The 21,620-nt window shown below is 67.9% G+C and carries 19 protein-coding genes; 6 read left to right on the top strand and 13 right to left on the bottom strand.

The features are described 5' to 3' along the window. Positions 1 to 504: 504 nt before the first annotated feature. Positions 505 to 1,620 carry a glycosyltransferase family 4 protein gene (locus IOE58_RS04095; protein ID WP_193865141.1) on the top strand — a complete coding sequence of 372 codons (1,116 nt, stop codon included), beginning with the start codon at positions 505 to 507 and terminating at the stop codon, positions 1,618 to 1,620. A 6-nt stretch (positions 1,621 to 1,626) separates the two neighbouring features. Here the strand turns inward: IOE58_RS04095 and IOE58_RS14750 are convergent, their stop codons facing one another. Next, positions 1,627 to 3,510: an ATP-binding cassette domain-containing protein gene (locus IOE58_RS14750; RefSeq protein ID WP_193865140.1), complete on the bottom strand. Its 1,884-nt coding sequence runs from the start codon at positions 3,508 to 3,510 to the stop codon at positions 1,627 to 1,629. Between the two features lie 219 nt (positions 3,511 to 3,729). Between IOE58_RS14750 and IOE58_RS04085 the strand changes: the two genes are divergently transcribed. The 5 genes from IOE58_RS04085 to IOE58_RS04065 all read left to right on the top strand — a co-directional run bounded on the left by IOE58_RS04085 (position 3,730) and on the right by IOE58_RS04065 (position 7,383). Then, complete coding sequence (locus tag IOE58_RS04085) at positions 3,730 to 4,791, top strand: glycosyltransferase family 4 protein (protein WP_193865139.1); 1,062 nt, start codon at positions 3,730 to 3,732, stop codon at positions 4,789 to 4,791. After that, positions 4,788 to 5,654, top strand: a complete 867-nt coding sequence (locus tag IOE58_RS04080) for a glycosyltransferase family 32 protein (protein ID WP_193865138.1) — start codon at positions 4,788 to 4,790, stop codon at positions 5,652 to 5,654. Before IOE58_RS04085 ends, IOE58_RS04080 begins: the two co-directional genes overlap by 4 nt. Continuing rightward, complete coding sequence (locus IOE58_RS04075; protein WP_193865137.1) at positions 5,651 to 6,499, top strand: glycosyltransferase family 2 protein; 849 nt, start codon at positions 5,651 to 5,653, stop codon at positions 6,497 to 6,499. Before IOE58_RS04080 ends, IOE58_RS04075 begins: the two co-directional genes overlap by 4 nt. An 89-nt stretch (positions 6,500 to 6,588) precedes the next feature. Beyond that, entirely contained in the window at positions 6,589 to 6,864 is a 276-nt protein-coding gene (locus IOE58_RS04070) for a hypothetical protein (RefSeq protein ID WP_193865136.1), read from the top strand. Positions 6,865 to 7,182: 318 nt separating this feature from the next. After that, complete coding sequence (locus IOE58_RS04065; protein ID WP_146741745.1) at positions 7,183 to 7,383, top strand: hypothetical protein; 201 nt, start codon at positions 7,183 to 7,185, stop codon at positions 7,381 to 7,383. Here the strand turns inward: IOE58_RS04065 and IOE58_RS04060 are convergent. Genes IOE58_RS04060 through IOE58_RS04005 form a run of 12 tightly spaced genes read right to left on the bottom strand, consistent with a single transcriptional unit; the run spans position 7,374 to position 21,452 of the window. Further along, the gene (locus tag IOE58_RS04060) at positions 7,374 to 8,522 is read right to left on the bottom strand and encodes a glycosyltransferase (protein WP_193865135.1); all 1,149 of its coding nucleotides are present in this window, start codon (positions 8,520 to 8,522) and stop codon (positions 7,374 to 7,376) included. The two genes, IOE58_RS04065 and IOE58_RS04060, sit on opposite strands and share 10 nt — an antisense overlap. Beyond that, positions 8,519 to 9,472 carry a glycosyltransferase gene (locus tag IOE58_RS04055; protein ID WP_193865134.1) on the bottom strand — a complete coding sequence of 318 codons (954 nt, stop codon included), beginning with the start codon at positions 9,470 to 9,472 and terminating at the stop codon, positions 8,519 to 8,521. The genes IOE58_RS04060 and IOE58_RS04055 overlap by 4 nt, the downstream gene beginning before the upstream one ends. Beyond that, positions 9,462 to 10,553 (bottom strand): glycosyltransferase family 4 protein, encoded by a 1,092-nt coding sequence (locus IOE58_RS04050; RefSeq protein WP_193865133.1) that lies wholly within the window; start codon positions 10,551 to 10,553, stop codon positions 9,462 to 9,464. Before IOE58_RS04050 ends, IOE58_RS04055 begins: the two co-directional genes overlap by 11 nt. Then, a complete protein-coding gene (locus tag IOE58_RS04045) occupies positions 10,550 to 11,452 on the bottom strand; it encodes a glycosyltransferase (protein WP_193865132.1) in 903 nt (300 codons plus the stop codon). The genes IOE58_RS04050 and IOE58_RS04045 overlap by 4 nt, the downstream gene beginning before the upstream one ends. Further along, positions 11,449 to 12,672 carry an O-antigen ligase family protein gene (locus tag IOE58_RS04040; RefSeq protein ID WP_193865131.1) on the bottom strand — a complete coding sequence of 408 codons (1,224 nt, stop codon included), beginning with the start codon at positions 12,670 to 12,672 and terminating at the stop codon, positions 11,449 to 11,451. Before IOE58_RS04040 ends, IOE58_RS04045 begins: the two co-directional genes overlap by 4 nt. Continuing rightward, positions 12,669 to 13,754 carry a glycosyltransferase gene (locus IOE58_RS04035; protein ID WP_193865130.1) on the bottom strand — a complete coding sequence of 362 codons (1,086 nt, stop codon included), beginning with the start codon at positions 13,752 to 13,754 and terminating at the stop codon, positions 12,669 to 12,671. Before IOE58_RS04035 ends, IOE58_RS04040 begins: the two co-directional genes overlap by 4 nt. Next, positions 13,745 to 15,994: an N-acetylneuraminate synthase family protein gene (locus IOE58_RS04030; RefSeq protein WP_193865129.1), complete on the bottom strand. Its 2,250-nt coding sequence runs from the start codon at positions 15,992 to 15,994 to the stop codon at positions 13,745 to 13,747. The genes IOE58_RS04035 and IOE58_RS04030 overlap by 10 nt, the downstream gene beginning before the upstream one ends. Next, a complete protein-coding gene (locus IOE58_RS04025; protein ID WP_193865128.1) occupies positions 15,991 to 16,701 on the bottom strand; it encodes a cytidylyltransferase domain-containing protein in 711 nt (236 codons plus the stop codon). Before IOE58_RS04025 ends, IOE58_RS04030 begins: the two co-directional genes overlap by 4 nt. Further along, on the bottom strand, positions 16,698 to 17,840 hold the full coding sequence (locus IOE58_RS04020) for a hypothetical protein (protein WP_193865127.1): 1,143 nt from the start codon (positions 17,838 to 17,840) through the stop codon (positions 16,698 to 16,700). Before IOE58_RS04020 ends, IOE58_RS04025 begins: the two co-directional genes overlap by 4 nt. After that, positions 17,831 to 18,877, bottom strand: coding sequence for a glycosyltransferase family protein (locus IOE58_RS04015; protein ID WP_193865126.1), 1,047 nt, complete (start codon positions 18,875 to 18,877; stop codon positions 17,831 to 17,833). Before IOE58_RS04015 ends, IOE58_RS04020 begins: the two co-directional genes overlap by 10 nt. Next, entirely contained in the window at positions 18,874 to 19,830 is a 957-nt protein-coding gene (locus IOE58_RS04010; RefSeq protein WP_193865125.1) for a glycosyltransferase, read from the bottom strand. The genes IOE58_RS04015 and IOE58_RS04010 overlap by 4 nt, the downstream gene beginning before the upstream one ends. Continuing rightward, the gene (locus IOE58_RS04005; protein WP_193865124.1) at positions 19,827 to 21,452 is read right to left on the bottom strand and encodes a polysaccharide biosynthesis tyrosine autokinase; all 1,626 of its coding nucleotides are present in this window, start codon (positions 21,450 to 21,452) and stop codon (positions 19,827 to 19,829) included. The genes IOE58_RS04010 and IOE58_RS04005 overlap by 4 nt, the downstream gene beginning before the upstream one ends. Positions 21,453 to 21,620 lie beyond the last annotated feature (168 nt).

Genomic DNA, 21,620 nt, shown 5'->3' with positions numbered 1-21,620 from the left:
ACACCCGCTACTGTTCGGCAACGGACAGCCTGGACTCCGAGCGAGAACGCGACCAGAGAGACGAACAATGACTCTCGAAGCCCTTAGTCGACCCTGCCGAATTGCAGCTATCGTTCGAGGCGTCGCACGCCCGCACCGGGGCCGTGCGCCGGGCAAGGAGGGGAAGTGGCCGGTCCCACGGTCAGCGTGATCATTCAGTGTTACCAGGCACAATCGACCATCCCGCTGCAGCTCGCATCCCTCTCGGGCCAGCTCGATTCTCGGCCGCGAGCGATTCTCTGGGCCGTCACTGGGGACCAAGGAGAGCATGATTCCCTACCCCGACGATCTTGCCTGCAGCCCGGAAGAGAACGCTGAACTTCGATGACCGTCCCAGAAGCACCCCGCCGTGTTGTCGTCATCTCGCCAGTCCCTGCCCTCGAGTCGCCGACCCATGCGGGCGGGCTCCTGCTCACCAGGATCGTGCAGGCCCATCTGGCATCCTGCGCGCACGTCAAAGTGCTCGTGCCGTCTACGAGAGCCACGATCGAGGCCCTCCACGAGACCGCGCCGGCCGCTCCGACCCACATGCTCGGCAGGCCGCGCGACCATCGAGGCCTGCACCGACTGGCGCTGACCATCGTCCATCGTGCGCTCCCCGCCCTGCCCTCGCGAGACCTCGCCGAGGCCCCTTGGCACTTCCTCGCAGATCTGTTCATGAACCGCTCGGCCCGTCGGCTGCTCCGTACCGCGGACCTCGTGGACCTTCAATGGGAGGAGTACGGTCGCCTCGCTCCCCTGATCCGGAAGCTCGCCCCGAACGCCGCGACGACCTGCATGTTCCACGACGTGAACGAGCAGAAGCTCTCCCGTGCCGTCGACGCCGCGGGAGACAAGGAGAGCGCGCGGAAGGCACTCAGGGATCGCGCCCGTAATCGCCGGCTCCTCCGACGCGCCGCCCCTGCTCTCGACCGTGGCTTCGTCCTCTCTGAAAAGGACCGGGTGCTGCTCGATGGTTGCATCCCAGGGCTGCCGTCCTCCGTCGTCCCCCCGCCGCTCGTCGATGACTCCACTCCGCTCTTCGATGTCGGCTCCCGCCCCCCGGTTGTCGGCTTCGTCGCCGCACTGCGTCGCCACGAGAACCGTGACACCGCGCTGCGGCTCGCCACGCACATCTGGCCCCTCGTCCGTGCGGCTCGACCGGATGCGCGGCTCCGCATCATCGGGGGAGGTCTCGAAGAGGGGCCCCGTGCCCAGCTCAGCGGGCTCCCCGGAGTCGAACTCACCGGATTCGTCGACGATCTCGACGAGGCGTACTCCGGACTCCGCGCCACCGTCTCGCCTATCGACCGCGGCGCCGGGGTCAAGTTCAAGGTGGTCGAGTCCATCGTGCGCGGCATCCCGACGCTCACCACCACCGTGGGAGCCGAGGGCATCGACACGGACCTGTTCGACCTGGTCTCCGATGATGATCACGAGTTGGCCCAGGGAGCCCTCGACGTGCTGTCCGACCACGATGCAGCGGTTCGGGCCCACACGGCGGCTCTGCGCGCTCGCGCGACCTACGGGGTGGACAGGTTCGTCCGGGAGTATCTCTCGGGCGTCGAGGACGCGATCACGTGCCGCCGATCGAGAGTCTGACAGGCGTCAGACGTCGAGCTCAAGCCGCCCCAGCTCCACGAGGCGTGCGAACTCCGGGTTCTGCCGGTGCAGCTCGGTCATGGTGCCCTGGCCGGCGAGCCGGCCTTCTGAGAAGAACAGGATGTCGTCGGCGTTCTTGACGGTCGAGAGACGGTGCGCGATCACGATCACGGTGAGCTCGCCGTGCAGCGCGGCGATGGTCTCGGTGATCTGGTGCTCCGTCTCGTTGTCCAAAGCGCTGGTCGCCTCGTCGAGGATCAGCACACGCGGGCGCGCATACAGTGCGCGTGCGATGCCTATCCGCTGTGCCTGACCGCCGGAGACGCGCACCCCTCCATCACCCACCCACTGACCGAGCCCTTCGGGCAGGTCCGCGACGAAGTCTTCGAGCCGAGCTCGGCGCACGACATCGGCGAGGTGCTCTTCGTCCACCTCGTCGCGCAGGGCACCGAAGGTGATGAGGTCCCGGAGCGGCGCGTCCCAGAGGTACACCTGCTGGGAGACGACGGCCACTTCGGACATCCAGCGTCGTGGCTGCTGGGAGAGGTCCATGTCGCCGACCGTGATGGAGCCCGCGGTGGGTCGGAGAAGCCCGGCCAGGAGGTCTGCGAAGGTCGTCTTCCCCGCCCCGGAGGGCCCTACGAGGGCGACGGTCGTCCCGCGATCGATCCGGACGTCCACATCGGAGAGGACATCGCGGCTGCCTGTGGCGTAGCGGAAACCAAGATCTCGGACCTCGATGGGTTCTTCAGGCACCGGATCGTCCTGCGCACTGGTCGGGGCGATCTCCACCCGACCGACCTCGTCCTCCAGACTCCGGATCTCGTCCGCTGCGAAAGTAAGGTTCGGCATTGCCGCGCGGAGGTTGTTGACGGTCGCGACGACGCGGTTCAAGGCTGGGACGATGCGCACCGCACCGGCCGCGAAGACCGCGAGCAGGCCGAAGGCGGTCGCCTCGTCGTAGAGCCAGAAGAGGAGCAGTGCGATCAGGAGAATCCCGATGATCATCGCGATCTCGAGGAGGTACTTCGGAGCCTCTCCCAGGATCCCCTGCCTCTGCGCCGTCCTCGCGTACTGGCTGCGATTGATGCGATATCGCTCGACGAAGAGGGACTCCCTACGGAAGAGCCTCGTCTCCCGGAATCCCTCGATCGCCGGGTTGAGATGGGACCACGCATCCTGCTCGAGCATCAAGCCCCTGAGCCCGAACTTGTAGGCGAAGGGCTTGAACACCCGAGCAACCAGCAATGCTGTCCCACCGAAGACGAGGATCGCCAGCACCGAGGCGAGCGGAGCCATGAGCACGAGGGCGAGGAAGATCGCGACGATCGCAAGCGCGTCCGTGAGGACGAGGATCGCCCCCAGGAGGACCCCGTTGAACGCCTGCGGAATGGCTCCGGTGATGACCTGCAGGATCTTGGAGCGGGATCGGCGACGGAACTCCTGGAAGTCCGAGCGCAGATATCGCTCCAGCATGGCCGCCTGCGCCGCGGCCTGTGCCCGGTTGACGACCCCCAGGCTCCACCACCGGATACCGATCACGCCGAGATTCTTCGTGACGAAGACAAGGCCGACGACGAGCGTCACGGCGAGGAGGAGCGTCTGGCGGTCGCGTGTGCCCACGAGCGGCACGACGAAGCGCTCCACCACGCTAGGAACGGACTCCGGCGACATGAGCATCTGGGTGAGCGGCAGCATGAGCGCCACCGCGACGAGGTCGAGCAGCGCCGAGATGATCGAGGTGAGCAGCAGGCCGATCAGACTTCCCCGCATGCTCCAAGGCACGATCGCGATGACGGCGCGCAACCGAGCGGCCACGGCGCGGATGCCCCCTCGTTCCGTGGTCTGCATTTCCACCTTCTCCCATACGTCAGAAACGCCGAGCGGCACGTCGGGCCGTGTGTTCCTCGTGCCATATCCTACGGTCAGAACGGAGTTGACCCTGTCCGTGTCCCCCGAACCCGTGGAGCGGCCTGTCGTGCAGCGTCATTTCACCCACCCGGTGCTCCGGGCCGGAGCACTAAGTTGAGCACCCGAGCCGATCACGTCATCGTCACGAGCCCCTGGGACCCCACATCGCCCCGCTCGTGGTCCGGCGTAGTGCTGCCTATGATGGAGGCGCTGCGCGACGAGTTCGAGCGGGTGGATTTCGTGCCGACCGGAACGGAGACTGCTCTCGTCGACCGAGTCCTCGCTCGCCTCTACGGCCTCCGCGATCGCACACATCTTCCCGCGTGGTCTCCGTCATCCGCGCGGCGTCGGAGCCGCCCGCTCGCACGCGCTCTCCGGACCCTCCCGGAGAGCGCGCCGATCATCGGGATCGCCGCGACACCCGAGCTCCTCGAGGTGCCGAGCTCACGCCGGATCGTGCAGGTCACGGACTCTTCCTTCGCGGCGCTGGCGAATACCTATCCGGACCTCGCCCGGGTGCCGGCCCTTGTGCGCAGAAGAGCCCTGCGCATCGAACACGAGGTCGCCGAGCGCACCGAGGCATTCGTGGTCGCTTCCGCCTGGAGCCGTGAGCGACTGATCGATGACCTCGGGGTTCGCCCCTCGCTCGTGCGAGTCGCCCATCTTGGTCCCGGGGTGAAACCGCGTCCCGGAGAAGTCCGTCGCCCGAAGCATCCGGATGCTCCGTTGCGGCTGCTCTTCGTCGCCAGCGATTGGGGACGAAAGGGAGGAGACCTCGCCGTCTCCGCGGTGGACGAGCTGCGCCGGCGCGGCCACGACGTGCTGCTCACCGTGGTCGGGGACGCGGTCCCGTCTCTCCCGGAGCACGTGGTGCGGGCTGGCCGGCTCGACCGTGAGCAGATGAGCAGCGCGTACCTGACGCACGACGTCCTCCTGGAGCCGTCGAGGGCAAGTGCGGGTGGGGTGGTCGTGACCGATGCGCTGCACCACGGACTCCCCGTCCTCGCAACCGCGACGGGTGGGCTGACCGACCTCGTGGTCGACGGCAGGTCGGGCTGGCTCATCGCCGACGATGGGACGCCGGAGCCGTTCATCAGCGCTGTCGAAGAGCGGGTCCTCATTGAGGATCTCGAGTCTTTCTCCGACGATGCCGCCCGGTGGGCCGCGGACAACGCGGAGTGGAGCGGCTGGGCTCGATCCGTCCGTGCGGCGATCGAGGGTATTGATGAATCTCGCGACAAAGGGGAGATGCCGCAGTGAGAATGATGGATGGTCTCCGACAGGCCAAGCATCAGGCGTTTCTGGTCTCGAAGAAGCTGCGTCGCACGGGAGCCGCGGCCGCGTTGCGAGATGCCGACCGCCGCGGTGCTCGGCGCGAGGAGAAGCATCCGTTCACCTATACCGAGGGAATGTTCCCCCACACCTTCCTGTGCCGACCTGATCCCGAGGGCGTCCAGCAGGAGGAGGTGCCTGCTGTGCTCTGGGTGATCTGGCTCGGCGGCCCCCCGCCGCCTCGACGCGCTCGCTCGCTCCAAGCCCTACGGGAGCAGGCAGGCGTCGATGTTCGTGTCGTCGCCGGGCCCGAGGATGTCCTGGTGGAGGGCCAGCCCTTCCATGCCGCATATGGCGACCTGCATGTAGTTCACCGAAGCGACTACCTCCGCGCCTACGCGCTGCACCACCACGGCGGCGCCTATCTCGACGTGAAGCCGCAGACCGCACCAGTGCGCGAGCTCATCGACACCATGAACGACGATCCTGATGCATGGGTGATGGGTTACCGCGAGGTCACCTCCGCATACGTCCCGGACTTGCCGCATTCGCTCGGAGCACACCTCCGTGCGCACTATCGCGCCGTCCTCGGGACCTCAGCCTTTATCTGCCGGCCCCGGTCGCAGTTCACCACGGAGTGGATGAGGGAGCTCCATGCTCGACTCGACTTCCTGCAGGAGCCCCTCCGAGAAGCGGATGCCTCAGGTTGCGACCCGTATGGCGCCCCAGCAGGCTACCCGATTCGCTGGACGGAGATCCTGGGAGACATCACGCAGCCCCTCTCTCTCAAGCACCAGTCCCATCTCCGGTTCTCCGACCGGCTCCGCCCCCAGCTCGAGGACTATCGATGAGCACGGTTCTCTTCACCGTCGTGATCCCTGCCTACAACGCCGCCGACACGATCGGACGGCAGCTCGACGCCTTGATCCACCAGGAGGACGCTCCACCGTTCGAAGTGGTCGTCGCGGATAATCGGTCCACCGACGGCACGGCCGAAGCTGCGAGGCGCTTCTCGGACAGGCTGGACATCCGCGTCGTCCCGGCGTTCGAGCGGCAGGGCGTGAACTGCGCACGCAACGCCGGGATCAGAGCGGCTCGTGGAGAGGTCGTGGTCCTGCTCGACGCAGACGACAGCGCCAGGCCCGGAGTGCTCGCAGCATTCTCAGACGCCTTCACGAAGGAGCCGGCACTCGGCATCGCGGGCGGCATCCTCAGCACACGCGACCCGTCGACCTACGAGATGGAGCGTCCGCAGCGGTATCTCCCCTATCTCCCCGGGGGCATCATGGCGATCCGTCGCGAAGTGATCGACGCGATCGGTGGGTTCGACGAATCCTTCGTGGGCGGTCATGATGAAGTGGATTTCTGCTGGAGAGCACAGCATGCCGGTTTCACGATCTCACTTGCACGGGGGGCGCTCTTGGACCGTACGGACCGCCCGACGCCTCGCAGCGCCTTCCGTCAGTTCCGTCGCTACGGCGTGACGTACATCCAACTGTGGATGAAGCACCGCGATCGCGGAATTCCCGGGAGCACAGTGCGGGGAGAGCTGCAGATGCTCCGCAAGACACTCCGTCGCGTCCCCGACCTCCGGAGCCATGACCTGCCACGCCGTCTCGATGCCGCGCAGATGATCGGATGGAACGTCGGCCGCTGGCAGGGGGATCTCCGCTATCGAGCGCTGGGTCCTCGATGAGCGTTCGAAGCGCACCGGATGCTGTGATGGATGTGGCGCGGCAGGGGAAGCATGCGGGCTTCGTCGCGTCGAAGCGTAGCCGTGCGTCGATGAAGACGGCCTCGACGCAGCTCTCCTCTGCCCTCTGGCACAACCAGGAGTCGCGGCATCCCTACGTGTATACCGCCGGGATGTACCGGCGGTCGTTCCTCAACTGGGATGCGGCCTCCTCGGAGGGGCAGAGCGAGGTACCCCGACGCATCTTCACCCTGTGGACCGGAGACGGCCCACTGCCTGAGGTGCGCCAGCGTGGCCTCGACGCGCTCCTGGACAGCCAGCACGGAATCGAGATCGTCCTCGTCACCCCGAAGAACGTGCACGAGTAGATTGTGCCGGGACACGACTTGCACCCCGCCTACGAGAACCTTTCGCTAGTGCACCGGTCGGACTACCTCCGCGCGTACCTCCTCCACCATCACGGTGGCGGCTACAGCGACGTCAAGGCACCGACCCGACATTGGGGACCTGCCTTCGACCAACTAGCACAAGACGATCTATGGCTCGTCGGATCCCCCGAGCGCTCCACGCAATGGGTCGCGCAGCTGCCCCGGCAGCTGGGTCGCGATCTGAAGCGCAACTCCCGGACCCTTCCAGGCGGAAGTGCTTTTGTCGCACGAGCCGATTCGACCTTCACACGGGAGTGGATGGCAGAACTGGAGCGTCGACTCGACTACCTCGGGCCGCTTCTCGAGCAGAATCCGGGCGGGGTCCGCAACGAGGTGCTCGAGTATCCGGTGAGCTGGAACGATCTCCTCGCCAAGGTCATCCATCCGCTCGCACTGAAGCACCACGGTCGAGTCGCGGTGAGGGAGGATCTCATTCCGGACATCACGAGCTATCGCTGAACCGAGTTCTCTCCCGAAACCACGGAGTCTCGTCCCCACCTCCTCAACTCATGAGCGAACCGCTCCTCGGAGAATCTCTCGACCCGTTCCTGGATCAGCGTCGGCTCCCAGCCGATACCAGCGAAGTCCTGTACGGCCGCACGGATCTCCGCAGCAGCCGGTGCGTCAAAGAACGTGCCGTTCACGCCCTCCTGCACCGTATCGAGATACCCGCCCGCACGCAGCGCGATGGTCGGGATTCCATGAGCTCCCGCCTCGAGCGGGGTCAGGCCGAAGTCCTCGTGGCTCGCGGCGATGAGAGCCGTGGCGTTGGCATATGCCCATCGCATCTGCGCGTCCGTGAGCCCCTCGACCAGGCGCACGTTCGCGGGGGCCATGTCCAGCAGGCTCTGCTTCTCGAGCCCTCGACCGATCACGAGCAGACGCCGATCCGGCATCCCGGCGAACGCCTCGATCACGGCATCGACGTGCTTGTACGGCTGGAGCCTCGAGACCACGAGGTAATGGCCGCCTTCGGTCCCGTCCCCCCCGGCCCAGCCCGAGAGCCCGCTGATCGGCTCCTGTTCACCTTCGGCGACGGATGGGCTGAAGGGCGGGAACAGTGTGGGGGCGTCGATCCCGTAGACGCGCTGGATCCGCTCACGCACGACGGAGGAGTTCGCGAGATACAGGTTCACCGTCCGTGCGGCGCGCTGATCCCAGCGGGCGAGGAACGGGGTGAGCGCCTTGAGCGCGATCCGCTTCGGGTCCAGTGGTCCTGCCTCGCCGAGATAGTCGTCGGGCAGGTAGAGCCAACGGGCGGGCGAGTGGCAGTACACGATCTTCTTTCCCGTGGTCGGGAAGGCATGCGCCCAGCCTGACGAGGAGGCGATCACGACGTCCGCATCGATCCTCATCCGCGAGGAGGCAGCGGCGAGGAGTGGCAGGGCGATCCGGGGATCCCGCCGGAACGCGCCGATGCGGTTCAGACCGCTGGTGCGGATCCGCATCTCCCTGAACTCCGGGTAGGTCTGCTCCGGCTCGTAGAACAGCGTGTGAATCTCCGCCTCGGGGAACGCCTTGGCGAGGGAGAGTACAACCCGCTCAGCGCCGCCGCGCTGCGTGAGGTAGTCGTGAGCGATCGCGATCCGTGGACTCATCGGTTCCTTCCATCATCTTCGCTGGACCGAGCCGCCCCTGCGAGGTCGGCTCCCTCGACGGCGAGTGCGACGAGCTTTCGACCCACGGGAGTCGGCACAAGGGGGAGTATGCGGTCGACCCACCGTGCTCCTCGATCCACCGCTCGGCTGGAACGCAGGGACGATGCGGTCAGACGAACCGCAGCTCCCCAGAGGCCCTTTCCGGCCGCTGGCGCCCCGATCGGAGCCTCCGGGTGCAGCTTTCGGAAAGTCGCGCGTGCCACTCCTGCTTCGAATGCTTTGACCGATCGGGCACGGGTTGTGCGGGCCGACCCGTGGTGATCAGCCGTCGCGGCCTCCACCACCTTGATCGGAAGGCCCGCAGCGTGGAGCCGGTAGCCGTAGTCGACGTCCTCCCAGCCGTAACCCTTGTACCTGTCGTCGTAGGTCCCGATCGACTCCCAGGTCTCACGGGTGATCGAGCAGCTCGCGGCCCAGAGTCGCCACCCGTCGGCGGGCGATCGGCTGAGCACATGGGCGAATGATCGCTTCGCTGCGTCCTCGCCGTAGGCGCGGGCGTACGCGCTGGGGGCGTGGACGTCCCGGGTCGGCCCGACGACGCCCACCGCTCCTCCGGAGGTGTGCGCCTCGACGTGAGCAGCGACGTATCCGGACGGAACCACAAGGTCGTCGTCGCAGCGGATCAGCACGCCGCCGCGGGCCGCCTCGAATCCCGCGTTCAGCGCAGCGACTCGCCCGCGGTTCTCCGGGAAGATGATGCTCCGCAGTGCGAACCGGGACTCGGCCTCGAGGAGCGCGACGGACCCGTCGTCGACACCGTCGACGACGACGATGACCTCGAAGGGCGGCGTGCCGTCGTTCTGTGCGGCCAGGCTATCGAGGAGTTGCGGAAGTCGACCCACTCCCCGGTACGACGGCACGATGATCGATGCCACGGGGTCATACGTCACTTCTGCCTCCTGCTCTCCTGGTGCCTGCAGCCTGTCCGAGGTCGAGCAGGAGCTCTGCCACGCGCCCTGCCCCGGCGGCCGGAGAGAAGCGCTCTTCCCACCGGCGACGGGCATCGCGCTGGGCTCCTTCATCGTCGAGTTCACCGATCATCGACAGAATCATCTCCGCCAATGCCCCGTCGTCGCCACGAGGCACGACCCATGGATGGCTCGGGCCGGCGATCTCAGGCAGCGCCCCCGCATCAGAGATCACGAACGGCACACCACGAGCCATCGCCTCAGCGACCACGAGCCCGAAGGACTCTTCCACGAGGGAGGGGAACACGGCGAGATCGATCTGGTCGAAGAACTCTTCACGATCCACCCAGCCGAGGCGGTCCACCGATCCGGTGAGCGGCTCGAGCGCTGCGGCGATCTCCCTGTCATCGTCGGAGCCTCCGAAACGGTTCTCCCCGGCGATGATGAGACGCACCTCGCGATCGGACTGAGCTATGACCTCCTGTAAAGCACGTGCGAGCACATGCACGCCTTTGTCCGTGGTGAGGCGTCCGAGGAAGCCCACACGCAGCAGGCCTGTCGTTCGCACGTTCCTGTCCCGGAAGCCGATGTCTTCGGTCCAGTTCTCGAGGACCGTAGCCCCTGGGATCCGTGAGGACATGAAGTGGGAAGGGACGAGCAGTCGCCTCGCACCGAGCCGACCGATACGTGCTGCCGCCGCATTGAGCCCGGTGGGCAGCAGATGGAGATGTGCGAGGCGTGGTCCCATCGCGGTCGTGGCGAGCGTGGGCACGAGGCCGTTGCACCACAACGGCACGGACAGGTTGCGCAGCCGCCAGGCGGCGATTTCGCGCATGTAACTTGCACGGGTGGACGCGTCCAGGGGTGTCACGTCGAACCCGCGTTCCCGCGCTGTGCTCAGGAGTCCGTCCGGCGAGGTCGGCGCCAAGATCCTCACCTCGATCGCCATCTCTCGCAGTGCGGCGGCGATGTTGAGCAACATGACTTCGCCGCCACCCACGTCCCCGTTGTTGGCGGCAATCGCCAGCGAAGAGATTCTCGGGCCCCGCGCTGCAGCGCTCATCGAGGCTCAGGCCGGTCGGCGAGCAGCCGGCGTGGGGGTATTGAGCTCTTTCGGTACACGACGGCACCCGCGACCCTGCCGGCCGCTGCGACCGCCTGTGAGGCCAGCCGGGTATCGATCTGCCGCTGCGTGACCAGCGTCCTCAGGAGACAACCTCCCGCACGCCCCGCATCCCTGACCGTCGAACGCACCGTGTAGTCGTTCGCGTCGTACCGGGGGAAGCGCCGTGCCATGAGCACCCGTCCCTTGCCCAGCTCGAATCTCTTCCGCACCGACGCGCGAGAACCGCTCAGAAAGAAGTGCACTACCGCATCGGGCAGGTAGACGATCTGATGTCCTGCCTCCTGCATACGCCAGGAGAGGTCCACGTCTTCGAATCCATAGCGCGGGAGCGACTCATCGAACCCTCCCACCTCGAGGAAGGTGAGTCGGTCGACGGCGGCGTTCGCGCAGCCGATGTGCGGGAGATAGCTCGTCGCGACGAGGCCGCCGTAGAGGTCACCTCTGCAGGTGCCGTCGGACGCGAATGCGATCAGGCGCCCGCCTGCAATGGTCGTCCCCTGCACGCCGTGTGCGATCGCGGCAACCCAGCCCGGCTGGACCTCGTCGTCAGCATCGCAGTAGGCAAGCACCCGGCCTTCGGCCGCGCGTGCGCCTGCATTCCGTGCCGCGGGGATCCCCGGGGTGTTTGAGGCATCGACGACCCTCATACCGACGGCGGCATGGGGTGAGGAGCGGATCCACTCCTGCACGACGGCGACGGTGCCATCGGTCGAGCCGTTGTCGACCACGATCACCTCGAACGGTGGAGCATCGATCTGCGCATCGAGCGCGGCCAGCTGACGGCCGATACGCCGTTCCTCGTTCAATGCGCAGATCACCACCGACACATCGATCACGATCCACCCCCCTCTCGTACGGTCGACGCCTGCTGGGTCGATGCGTCCAATGGTTCGTCTGCTCGCTTCGCAGACAACAGGAAGAGCGCCGCCCCTACGGCGATTCCCCAGACGTTGGTGTAGAGGACCTCGCCGAGTCGAGTAGCGCAGATCAATACCGCGACCCCCGCTCCCTGTGCAAGGTACTGCCTACTCGGAACCTGCCCCTTGAACGGACGGACCATGATGAGAACCGAGACGGCCACGAGGAAGATCACCCACGGCCAGCCGCCTTCGACCAGGGCACTCCAGTAGGAGTTATGGAAGAACCACGTCCGGTCGTCGAGCACCACGTACGCCTCGCCGAGGCCTTGCCCGAAGAATCCGGTCTCTTCGACCCTCTCTAGTGAGGCGGCGTCGATGCGCTGTCGAAGCAGATCGCTGCCTTCTCGGTCGGAGAACACCCCGATCTGCGAGTAGTCCTCGGCAAGCAGGTTGACGGTGAAGGCGATCACTGCTCCAAGCACCCACTTCCCGACCATAGGAAGGCGGGGGGCGAGGACGATCCACGCCACACCGGCAGAGAAGGCGGCGATCGATGTTCGCGAGCCCGTGAGCCAGGTTGCGGCGAGGCTGAAGGCCACGATGGTGGCGACCGCGCCTCTGCTTCGCACTGCCATGAGCGCGAGAAGGCCGACGACCGCATAGGCGAGACCCGCTGCGTTCTTGTCCCCGATCAGACCTGTGAGATAGCCGCCGTATGTGTCAGGGACAAGTCCTGCATAGAACAGTGGGACGTTGACGACGAGGACGACGAAGCAGCCGAGGAGAGCCGACCGGAGTTCGAGCCTGCCGCTGGCCAGGAACAGCATCATGACCGTCACGGCGCTCATCCTCAGCAGGCGTTCCTGCCACTCAGCTGCGAACGCAGAGGGGTCCGCGAACAGCGAGACCATCCCGACGTAGAACAGGGCGAGCACAAGGGCGGGCACGATCAACTGGAACTTTCCGAAGTCGCGCGTGGGACGCTGAAACCCTCCGTAGGCGCAGATCAGCCCCAGAATCAGATGCCCCACCGGGATCGGACCCAGCATGCTGATGGGTAGGCCACCGCCCGCCATGAGCAGCCCGAACAAGACGAACTCAGGGATCCTGATCGACCCGATGCTGCTTGCTACGTGCCCGGCGCCGTCCTTGACCAGAGTCGAGATGGGGACTACGGAGAAACGAGATTCGCTCATGCCGCCACCTCCCCGTACACGTCCGCGATCGCCGCGGTCATCTCCGCGACGGTGAGCCCGTGCTCCGCAGATACGGGCCGCGCCGCGAGGTCGAGCCCCTGCTCGACGATCCGCGCGGCCACGGACTCCGGCAAGCGCGCCTCGTCTGCCGTGACCAGGCACCGCCCCGGCAGGATCTCTCCGTTCCCGCCCACGTCGGTCGCGACCACGCCGAGGCCGTGGGCCACGGCGTCCAGCAGCGTGTAGGAGAGGTTCTCCCAGGCGGAGAGCTGGACGACCACGTCGTGGGCGCGAAGTGCCTCGTCCGCGTCCACGTGGCCCGGGAAGTCGATCCGGTCCTCGAGGTGGCGGGAATAGGCGAGGGTGCGCAGGGCGCCCTCCTCCGGTCCGCGACCTGCAATGGTGAGTCGGGCCTTCGGGTACTCATCGGCGACGAAGGCGAAGGCCTGCACCAGCTGGTCGATGTTCTTCTCCGGGGCGAGGCGCGCGAGGGACAGCACGCGCAGGCCCGCACGGGGCTGCAGGGCGGGCCGCGGGGCGTCGACGCCGTTGCGGATCACAGTGAGCTTCTGCCCCCTCCCCCACTGCGCCGCGACCTGCGCGGCGGTGGACTCGCTGACCGCGATCACGCGATCGGTGCGCAGCAATCGGGCACGATGCGCGCGCGCCTTGACCCGGGCCTGCAGGTCGCCGGCCTGGTAATAGCCGCGCACCCCGGAGATCCCGTGCTCGGTCGAGATTAGACGGATCCGCTCCCCGCGGCCGGCGCGCAGCCCGGTCACCGCTGCGACCCCGGCGAGGTCCGCGAAGGCGAGATGGGTGTGCAGCAGGTCGGGGCGCAGACGCTGCAGGGTGCGGCGGATGGCGCGCACCGCGGTAGGGGTGCCGTCGGCCGGGGAGACCGGCCCGGTCACCACGGGCACCCCGCGCACTGCCAGTTCCACAGCGAGCGACCCCTCGGGGCACAGCACCACCAGCCGCCACCCGGGAATGCCCTCGGTGGCGGCATCGAGCACGTGCCGGGCCACCCCGGCGAGCTCGGCCACCGGTACCAGCCACAGCGCGGTACGGATCAGAACCACTGCTCGAGCCGATCCAGGGCGGTGAAGAAGCCTTCGCCGTTGTTCACGTGGCCCTGCCAGATCTCGGGGATGAACGGTGCGTCCGGTGCCAGGCGGTCCAGTCGCTCGGCGAGGTCCCGGAAATCCACCTCGCCCGCACCCACCTGCACGCCTTCGCCGTCCACGCCCACGGCGTCGACGATGTGCAGGTGCTCGATGTGCGGGCCCATCAGGTCGATGTACTCGCTGAAGGGGCGCTTGGCGAAGTTCGCGGCGAGCTTGGTGTGGGACACGTCCAGGGTGAGGCGGCGCCCGTAGGTCTCGCAGAACCAGGCGGTGTCCTCCGGGTCCATGAACAGGTTGTGGAACTGCTGGCCGCCCATCAGCCACGGGAACGGCGGGAGGGTCTGGGCGGTGAGCCGCACACCGGCCTCGTCCACCTGCTCCAGGGCCTTCTGCACCCGCTCGTACATGGGCCGGCGCTCCTCGGGGCGCACGTGCCGGTCCGGCAGGAAGCCGCCCATGGTGACCACCACGATCGGGTCCTGCTCGCAGGTGTAGTGCTCGCGCAGCTGCCGGGTGATGTCCACGACGTTCTGCACCTCGCGGATGGACCGCTCCCAGATCGCGTCGTCGGGGCTGGCCAGGTCGATCAGGAAGTCCCCGGCGTACAGGTCAGGAGCATGGGTGGTGAAGAACTGCGGCAGGCGCTCACCCTTGTCGAAGAACGAGTGCGGGTCCAGCTCCACGTCCTTGTACGAGAAGTGGTACTCCAGGAAGTCCGGGTCCGACACCTCCAGCAGCGGGCGCACGTCGTGGTACCGCACCGGCAGGCCCCAGGGGCGACGGAACGTGTAGTCGTGGTGCGTCTGTGCCTCACCGGCCAGGTCGCCGGGGTAGAAGAAGTCACCGGCGGCCACGGCGCGGTGCAGCACCCGGCCCACCAGGTCGTCCAGGCGGTTGGGCTGCAGGCCACGGCCGGGGCTCTTGACCTCCACGTCCTCGGCGCGCACGGTGTCCCCGGGCAGCAGGTCCTTCGCCGCTATCAGGGACTTCGCGAGGTTCACCCGGTTCATCAGCTCGCCGGTGGAGACCTCGCGGGGCCGGTCGCTGCCCAGCGCCTCCTCCACCTCACGGATCTCCCGCACCATCTGCGCGAGCTCCCCGGGCAGCAGGGACACCTTGTGGTCGTTGCCCTCCAGGGACTTGTCCACCGTCACGTGCTTCTCGATCACATGGGCGCCGCGGGCAGCGGCGGCCACGGCCACATGCCAGCCGCGCTCGTGGCCGCTGTACCCCACGGGTGATTCGCCGATGCGGGCCAGGCGGTCCATGTACCGCAGGTTCACGTCCTTGTAGGGAGCGGGATAGGTGGACTGGCACTGCAACAGCACGTACGGGGTGCCGTGCGAGCGGATCACCTGGACCGCACCCCGGATCTCCTGTTCGGTGCTCATGCCGGTGGAGACGATCATCGGGTCGCCGAAGGCCGCCACGTGGTGCAGCAGTTCATCGTTGGTGAGATCGGCGGAGGCGATCTTGTACCCGGGCACGCCGTACTCGTGCAGCACGTCCGCGCTCGAGAGATCCCAGGGTGTGCAGATGGCGTCCAGGCCACGCTCGGCGCAGTAGTCCAGCGCGCGCAGCATGTCGTCCGCACTCAAGGAGAACTTGGCCAGCAGGTTCATCGTGTACTGCGGGCCCAAATCCTCCCCGGCGCTCTCGCTGGAGCCGGAGCGGTACAGGGAGGCCATGTCGCGCAGCTGGAACTTCACGCAGTCCACACCCGCGTCCACGCAGTTGTCCACCAGGTCCTTCGCGAGCTGCAGGTCGCCCTGATGGTTGTTGCCGATCTCGCCGATGATGTACGAGGGCTGGCCCTCACCGATCTGCCGGTCCCCGATGCGCACCGTGGCCATACCGGGGGTCGCGATCGCGACCAGTCGGCCACGCTCGTCCAGCACCGGGATGCGGTCCACACCCGGACGGATCAGGGTGCTCACCTCCGACAGCGGAGTGCCCTCGGAGACCGAGAGGAAGGAGCGGTTGGCGATCGAGCCGGCAGCACGGGTCATGTCCGGTGCGGTCTCGGAGATCAGCCAGCGGCGCACGTCCCCGTCGGACAACGACCCGGTGACCGTGCCGTGCTCGTCCACCAGGAAGACGATGCGGGACTGGTTGGCGCTGATCTTCTGCAGCGCGGCCAGGATCGAGTCCTGATCGGAGGCGACGAAGCCTGCGGGGTGACGGTCAAGGATCATGCGGTGGTGCTCCATCCGGTGCGTGCGAGCATGCGCTCGGCTGCCGCGACGTCCGCCTCGGTGTCGATGTCGACCCCTTCGAGCTCGTCGAGCACGAACAGGGAGATGCGGCCGCCAATACGGTTTCGGGTCTCGCGGTACACGTGCGGGGCCGTGACGTACAGGCTCCCGTTCTCGAAGTAGTGGTGCTGGCCGGCGGTGAGGTCCTGCCGGCGTGGGCGCGCCGTCCAGTCGTAGTCAGCCCGGGGCTGCTCACCGTCTGCTTCCGGCAGGTGCCAGAAGAACGGGGACTGGGGCAGCACACCGATCAGGGAATCGCAGCCGCTGTCACGGAACTGCGCCACGGCACGGTCCAGGGTGCCGGGCAGCCGCACGGGCGAGGTGGCCTGCAGCAGCATCACGGCCTCCAGGTCGATCCCCTGCGCTTCGGCGACGTCCATGGCGTGCAGCAGCACCGGCTCGGTAGCGGTGGTGTCCTGTGCCAGTTCAACGGGTCGCTCGATCACGCGGGCGCCGTGTTCACGGGCCACGCGGGCGATCTTCTCGTCCTCGGTGGAGACCGCGACGATCAGGTCCGACTCCTCGGTGGTGGCCAGGGCCTGGGCGATCGTCCAGGCAATCAGTGGCTTGCCACCCACGGGCAACAGGTTCTTGCGGGGGATCCCCTTGGAACCGCCGCGCGCCGGGATCACGCACAGCACACTCACTCAGCACCTCCGGGTCCGGCCGACGGGACAGGGCCGGCCGACGGGCCCGGCTCCTCACCCGGGAGTGGATCGACCAGACCCGCGATAGCGACGGCCGGCTCCCCGGTGCCGATGGGCAGGGCCGGGGTGGGGTCTCCGCCGTAGGGCTTCATGCCGTAGCGCTCCCAGAACTCGTGCACCCAGCGTGGGGCGCGCGGCGCGTAGGCCCAGGCTGGCCCGCCGCGGGCTGCGGCCTCGAGGATGCCGGTGGAGAACACCGCGACTACCGGCTCCGCCACCTGCCGCAGCGGCACATCGGTGGGAGCGAACTCGATGCCTCGCCTCTGCCACACCTGATGCTGCAGGCGCGAGAGCACGTCCGTCTCGGAGGGGTGGGGACGGTACATCGCATCGTGCTGGAGGCAGAACTTCTGTGCTGCCCCGCCGGTCACCCAGCGCGGCAGCTCTGCACCGTGCAGCTGGCCCAGGAACACGGGAGTGGCGTCGGCCGGGACCGCGGTGGTCTCGTGCCCGGCTCGCCACAGCAGCTGGGAGCCCACCACGGTGGTCTGCACGTCGTCGCGCCCAGACCTCCAGAAGTCGGCGTCGGCCTGGGTCCAGGCCAGCAGGTGCGCGTTCTCCGGTAGCGGCGGGGCGTACGGGGTGAGCGCGCCGTGCTGGACCACGTAGTGCGGCACGCCGAGCTTCTGGGCAATACCGTCGGCCAGGGCGCCGGCGCGCAGGTGCGCACCCAGGCTCATCACGGCGTACGGGTCCACGGAGGTGAGCACGGCGCCCACATCGGCGGGGAGATCACGCCGGGACCAGTCCTCCGCACCGGGCAGTTCCACCTCCACACCCTTGGGGGCCAGCCCCGCCACGTCACCGCGGGTATAGGGGATCACGTCGGCCACGGAGGCGATCGAGGTGGGGGACGCGGAGTCCAGGGCGATCAGCAGGGGCTTGGTGCGGCCGTCCTCCACCAGCAGGTCCCCGTCGGCCGAGACCCGGCGGTACAGGGTGACGCGGGGGATCTCCGGCTCGGCGCCGCGCAGACTGTCCACCGCGCCGGCCACGCGGTGCTTGGCTCGGCGCATGCGCTGACGGGATGCCTGCCAGGCCGCCCAGTCCTCCATCGATCGTGGGTACTTCAGCGCCATAGTGCGTCCACCTCCGTGATCCGATGGTCGAACGTGTGCTCCGCCAAACTGCGGGCCCTGCCCTTCTCCCGCAGCCCTTCGGACCACACGCGGTCCTTCCGGGAACGTTCACACAGCTCAGCGAGGTGATCGACGTCGGTCCACACCTCCACCTCGGTCCCCACATCGTAGAACCGGGCCACCGACGCGCGGTCCTCGAGGGACACCCCGGCCATGCCAGGCACCTCGAACGTGCGCATCGGGTGGTCAGTCTGCGGGCCGTGGATGTTCACCGAGGCCGACGACTCCCCCACCACCAGGTATGCCTCGGTGAGCGGGATGTCGCGAGAAGCGGGGATCAAGGGGCGCTTCCAGCCCCAGGTGCGCAGCCGGTCCACGGGGTGGTGCGAGAAGTCCCGGCCCCAGGCATGCACCGGCAGGCCGCGATCGGTGAGATCCTGCAGGATCCGCACCCTGTCGGCGTGGGCAGCGCCCACGAAAGCGATCCGGTCGACTCGGCGACCGGTGGGCTGTGCACGGTGCGGGTCGAAGGCATCCGGCACCCAGGTGGCATCGACCCCGTGCTGCTCCCGCAGCATCGCAGCCTCGGACTCGGAGTAGGAGACCACCGGCCCGAGCTGTGCCAGGAACTCAGGGCTGTACGGGTGGCGGTGCAGGTCGTCGTACAGCCACAGGATCCGCGGGACGCGGTGGGCATCAAGGTGGGACCAGAAGCGGTCATCCAGCATGTCCCCCTTGATCACCACCACACCGTCCGGGCGGGCGGCGGTGAGGTCGCTCAGCACAGAGTCCGTGACCCGGCGGCGTTCGCGGCCGGCATGGTCACCGGGCAGGCGCAGCTTGCTGGGCAACTCCACGGTGGCCTTCAGGCGCGCCTTGTCCTTCACGGTCACATAATCGTCATAGCGCACGGTCACCACCTCATGCCCCGCCCGCTCGAAGGCCTGCGCGATGCTGGTGGCGTAGTCGTGGAAGGTAGGAGTGACCAGCACAATCTTCCGGGGAACGGTGGCGCTGGTCCTACCGGTGGCGTTCATCGTCGGTTCCTCTCGGCGACGGTTCCTCGAGCCGCATCGGAGATGACGCCCCACTGCTCGCGGAACGCAGCCAAGGGAGCGACGTCCCGCCCAGCCACTCTGCGCCCGGTGTTCCAGGCGAGATTGGCGAGGGGGGCGGCACGCAGACCCGTACGAAGGGTGCGGGGGCGCCCGTGCAACCGCGCGTAGCGATCGCGGCCAGCCACGAGCCACTGCCGTCGGCGGGCCTCACCGCCGGAGGATCCGCCGCCCACGTGGGTGACGGTGAGGTCGGCGTCGTAGAGCGAAGGCACCCCGACCGCGCGAAGGCGGCGCTGGAGGTCGACCTCCTCGGCATACATGAAGTACAGCTCGTCCAGGCCCCCCACCTCACGCACCTGGGTCAGTGGCAGCAGCATCACGGCTCCGCTCACCCAGTCCACAGGTATCATGCCCGTGCCGCGCTCCGCTGCCATGTCGTGACCCACCGCACGGTGCAGCACGTCGCGGTGACGCTGGGAGGCCAGCGGTACCAGCCACTCGATGATCTGGTGGGAGGCGGTAGGGAAATACCGTGCGGAGTGACCGGAGATCCCGTCGGGCCCCTCGGCACGGCAGCCAACGACGGCCGGCTGCCACGGCTGGGCATGGGCAACCAGGTCACGAACGAAGCCGTCGGGGACCCGCAGATCGGAGTTCAACACCAGGGCCAGGTCCAGGCCCTCCCGGGCGAGCCGGTCAAGACCGGTGTTGACAGCGGCCCCGAAGCCCCCGTTGGTGGCGCGGCGCACCAGCTCCACGCCCGGGGGAAGGGCATTGGGGTCCACCGGCTCGGCGGTGGCATCATCCACGACCACCACCAGGGCGGGCCTTCCATCTGACGGCGTGCTCCCGCCTACCAGCGAGTTAAGTAGAGGCAGGACAGGCTCGATCGGCCCGTGCACGGGGATCACCGCACCGAGCCGGGAGGTCACTTCCGGCCGTCCTGCCCGGTGCTGCCGTCACCGGCTGCAGGCCAGCGGCGCGCGGTGCTGGCCCCGTGGCCGGGCAGCTGGGTGGTCTCCTCCGGGGGGACGGAGCGCCGGCCCCCGCGATGGCGCGACCTGGCCGGGGCGGCCGGGGTCTCCCCCGCCTCGACGACGAGGGCCTCGGGAACCGGCGCAGTCACTACATCATCGGGGACCTCCAGCTCGGCCTGCGGCCCGGTCTCCCATCCGTTGGCGGAGCCGTAGGCGTACCGCTTGGAGCCGTCGCCGTAAGGGGAGTAGCCGTACTCGGCGTCTCCGTAGGCGATGCGCTTCAGGCGGCTGGTGGAGGCACGGTTCAGCACCACACCGAAGACGGTGCCGGCGACCTTCTCGATCGCCTCGACGGCCCGGCTCAGGCCTTCGACGCGGGTGCGGCCGGCGACGGCCACCAGCACCGCACCGTCGGCGTGGCGGGTGAGCAGCTGGGCGTCCGTCACCGCGAGCACCGGCGGGGCGTCGATCACCACGAAGTAGTGGCGGCCGAGCTCGCGGATCATGTCCTGCATGCGTCGCGATCCCAACAGCTCCGAGGGGTTCGGCGGGATCTGCCCGGCCGGCAGCACCGACAGCAGGCTCCCGGGCACCTCATGGATCACGTCATCGAGGGAGACGGCCCCCGCCAGCAGCTGGGACAGGCCCACGCCGCCGTCGATCCCGAACTCCTTGGCCACCTGGGGGCGGCGCAGGTCTGCGTCGATCAGCAGGGTGGGCTGGCCGGTCCCGGCGATCACCCGGGCGAGGTTCGCCGAGACCACCGACTTGCCCTCGGCGGGCGCGCTGGAGGTGATGACGATGGAGCGGGGGGGGTTGTCGACGTCCACGAACCGCAGGTTGGTGCGCAGCTTTCGCAGTGCCTCACGGGACTGGAAGGTCTTGGGTTCCGGCAGCGTGCCGGACTTGGACCGGGTGAAGTCCTTCATGTCGGGCAGGACACCGAGGACGGGAACGTGCAACTGATCGGTGAGCTGGTCCACCGTGCGCAGGCGCGAGTCGTTGCGGCTGCGCAGCACTGCCAGTGCCATCGCGGCGAGCAGGCCGGCTGCGGCCCCCACCATCAGGTACTTCTCACGGTCGGGGGACGACGGGGCACCGGGGGTGATGGCCGATTGGTACGGCACCAGCCGGTCACCGTTGCCGGGCTCGAGCATCTCGGCTTCCGCGGCCACCGCCTCGATGGACGCGTTGGCAATGGCGCTGGCGTCCTCCGGACTGCCGGCCGAGGCGGTCACAGTGATGATCGGCGCGTTCGGGTCCAGCGAGGTGGCCAGAGACCCAGCCACCGCATCGGGGCTCGCGTCCATGCCGAGTTCATCGACAATGGTCTGACCCACCGCGCGGGTCTGGAACAGCGGCAGGTAGAACTGGGCCTTGGAGTACTGCCCCTGAGTGGAGTTCATCGGATCGTTGCCAGCGCCGGAGGCACCCCGAACGAAGCCGAGTGCGCTGGCCTGGTAGACCGGCGCCTTCGTGTAGGAGAAGCCGTAACCGGCCGCCGCACCCAGCACAGTCAGCAGGATCAGCCACACCGCATTGCGCAGCAGTAGACGCAGGAAGTCCTCGATCGTCACGCCATGGCCCTTTCCTCGCATCTCTGACGTACCTTCGCACCGTCTGCATGGCGGGGCGCGCAACGGCCCGCCATCATTGAACAAGCAGACGGTTCGCCCTCTTTATCCTAGGGCGTGCAGGTGCGCCGGAGTGCAAGGTCCACCACAGAGGGCGCTTACTCACCCCCG

Source organism: Brachybacterium epidermidis (assembly GCF_015209585.1).
Taxonomy (GTDB): Bacteria; Actinomycetota; Actinomycetes; order Actinomycetales; family Dermabacteraceae; genus Brachybacterium; species Brachybacterium epidermidis.
The sequence above is the reverse complement of the archived record's forward strand: the minus strand, read 5'-3'. Positions and strand labels throughout refer to the sequence as shown.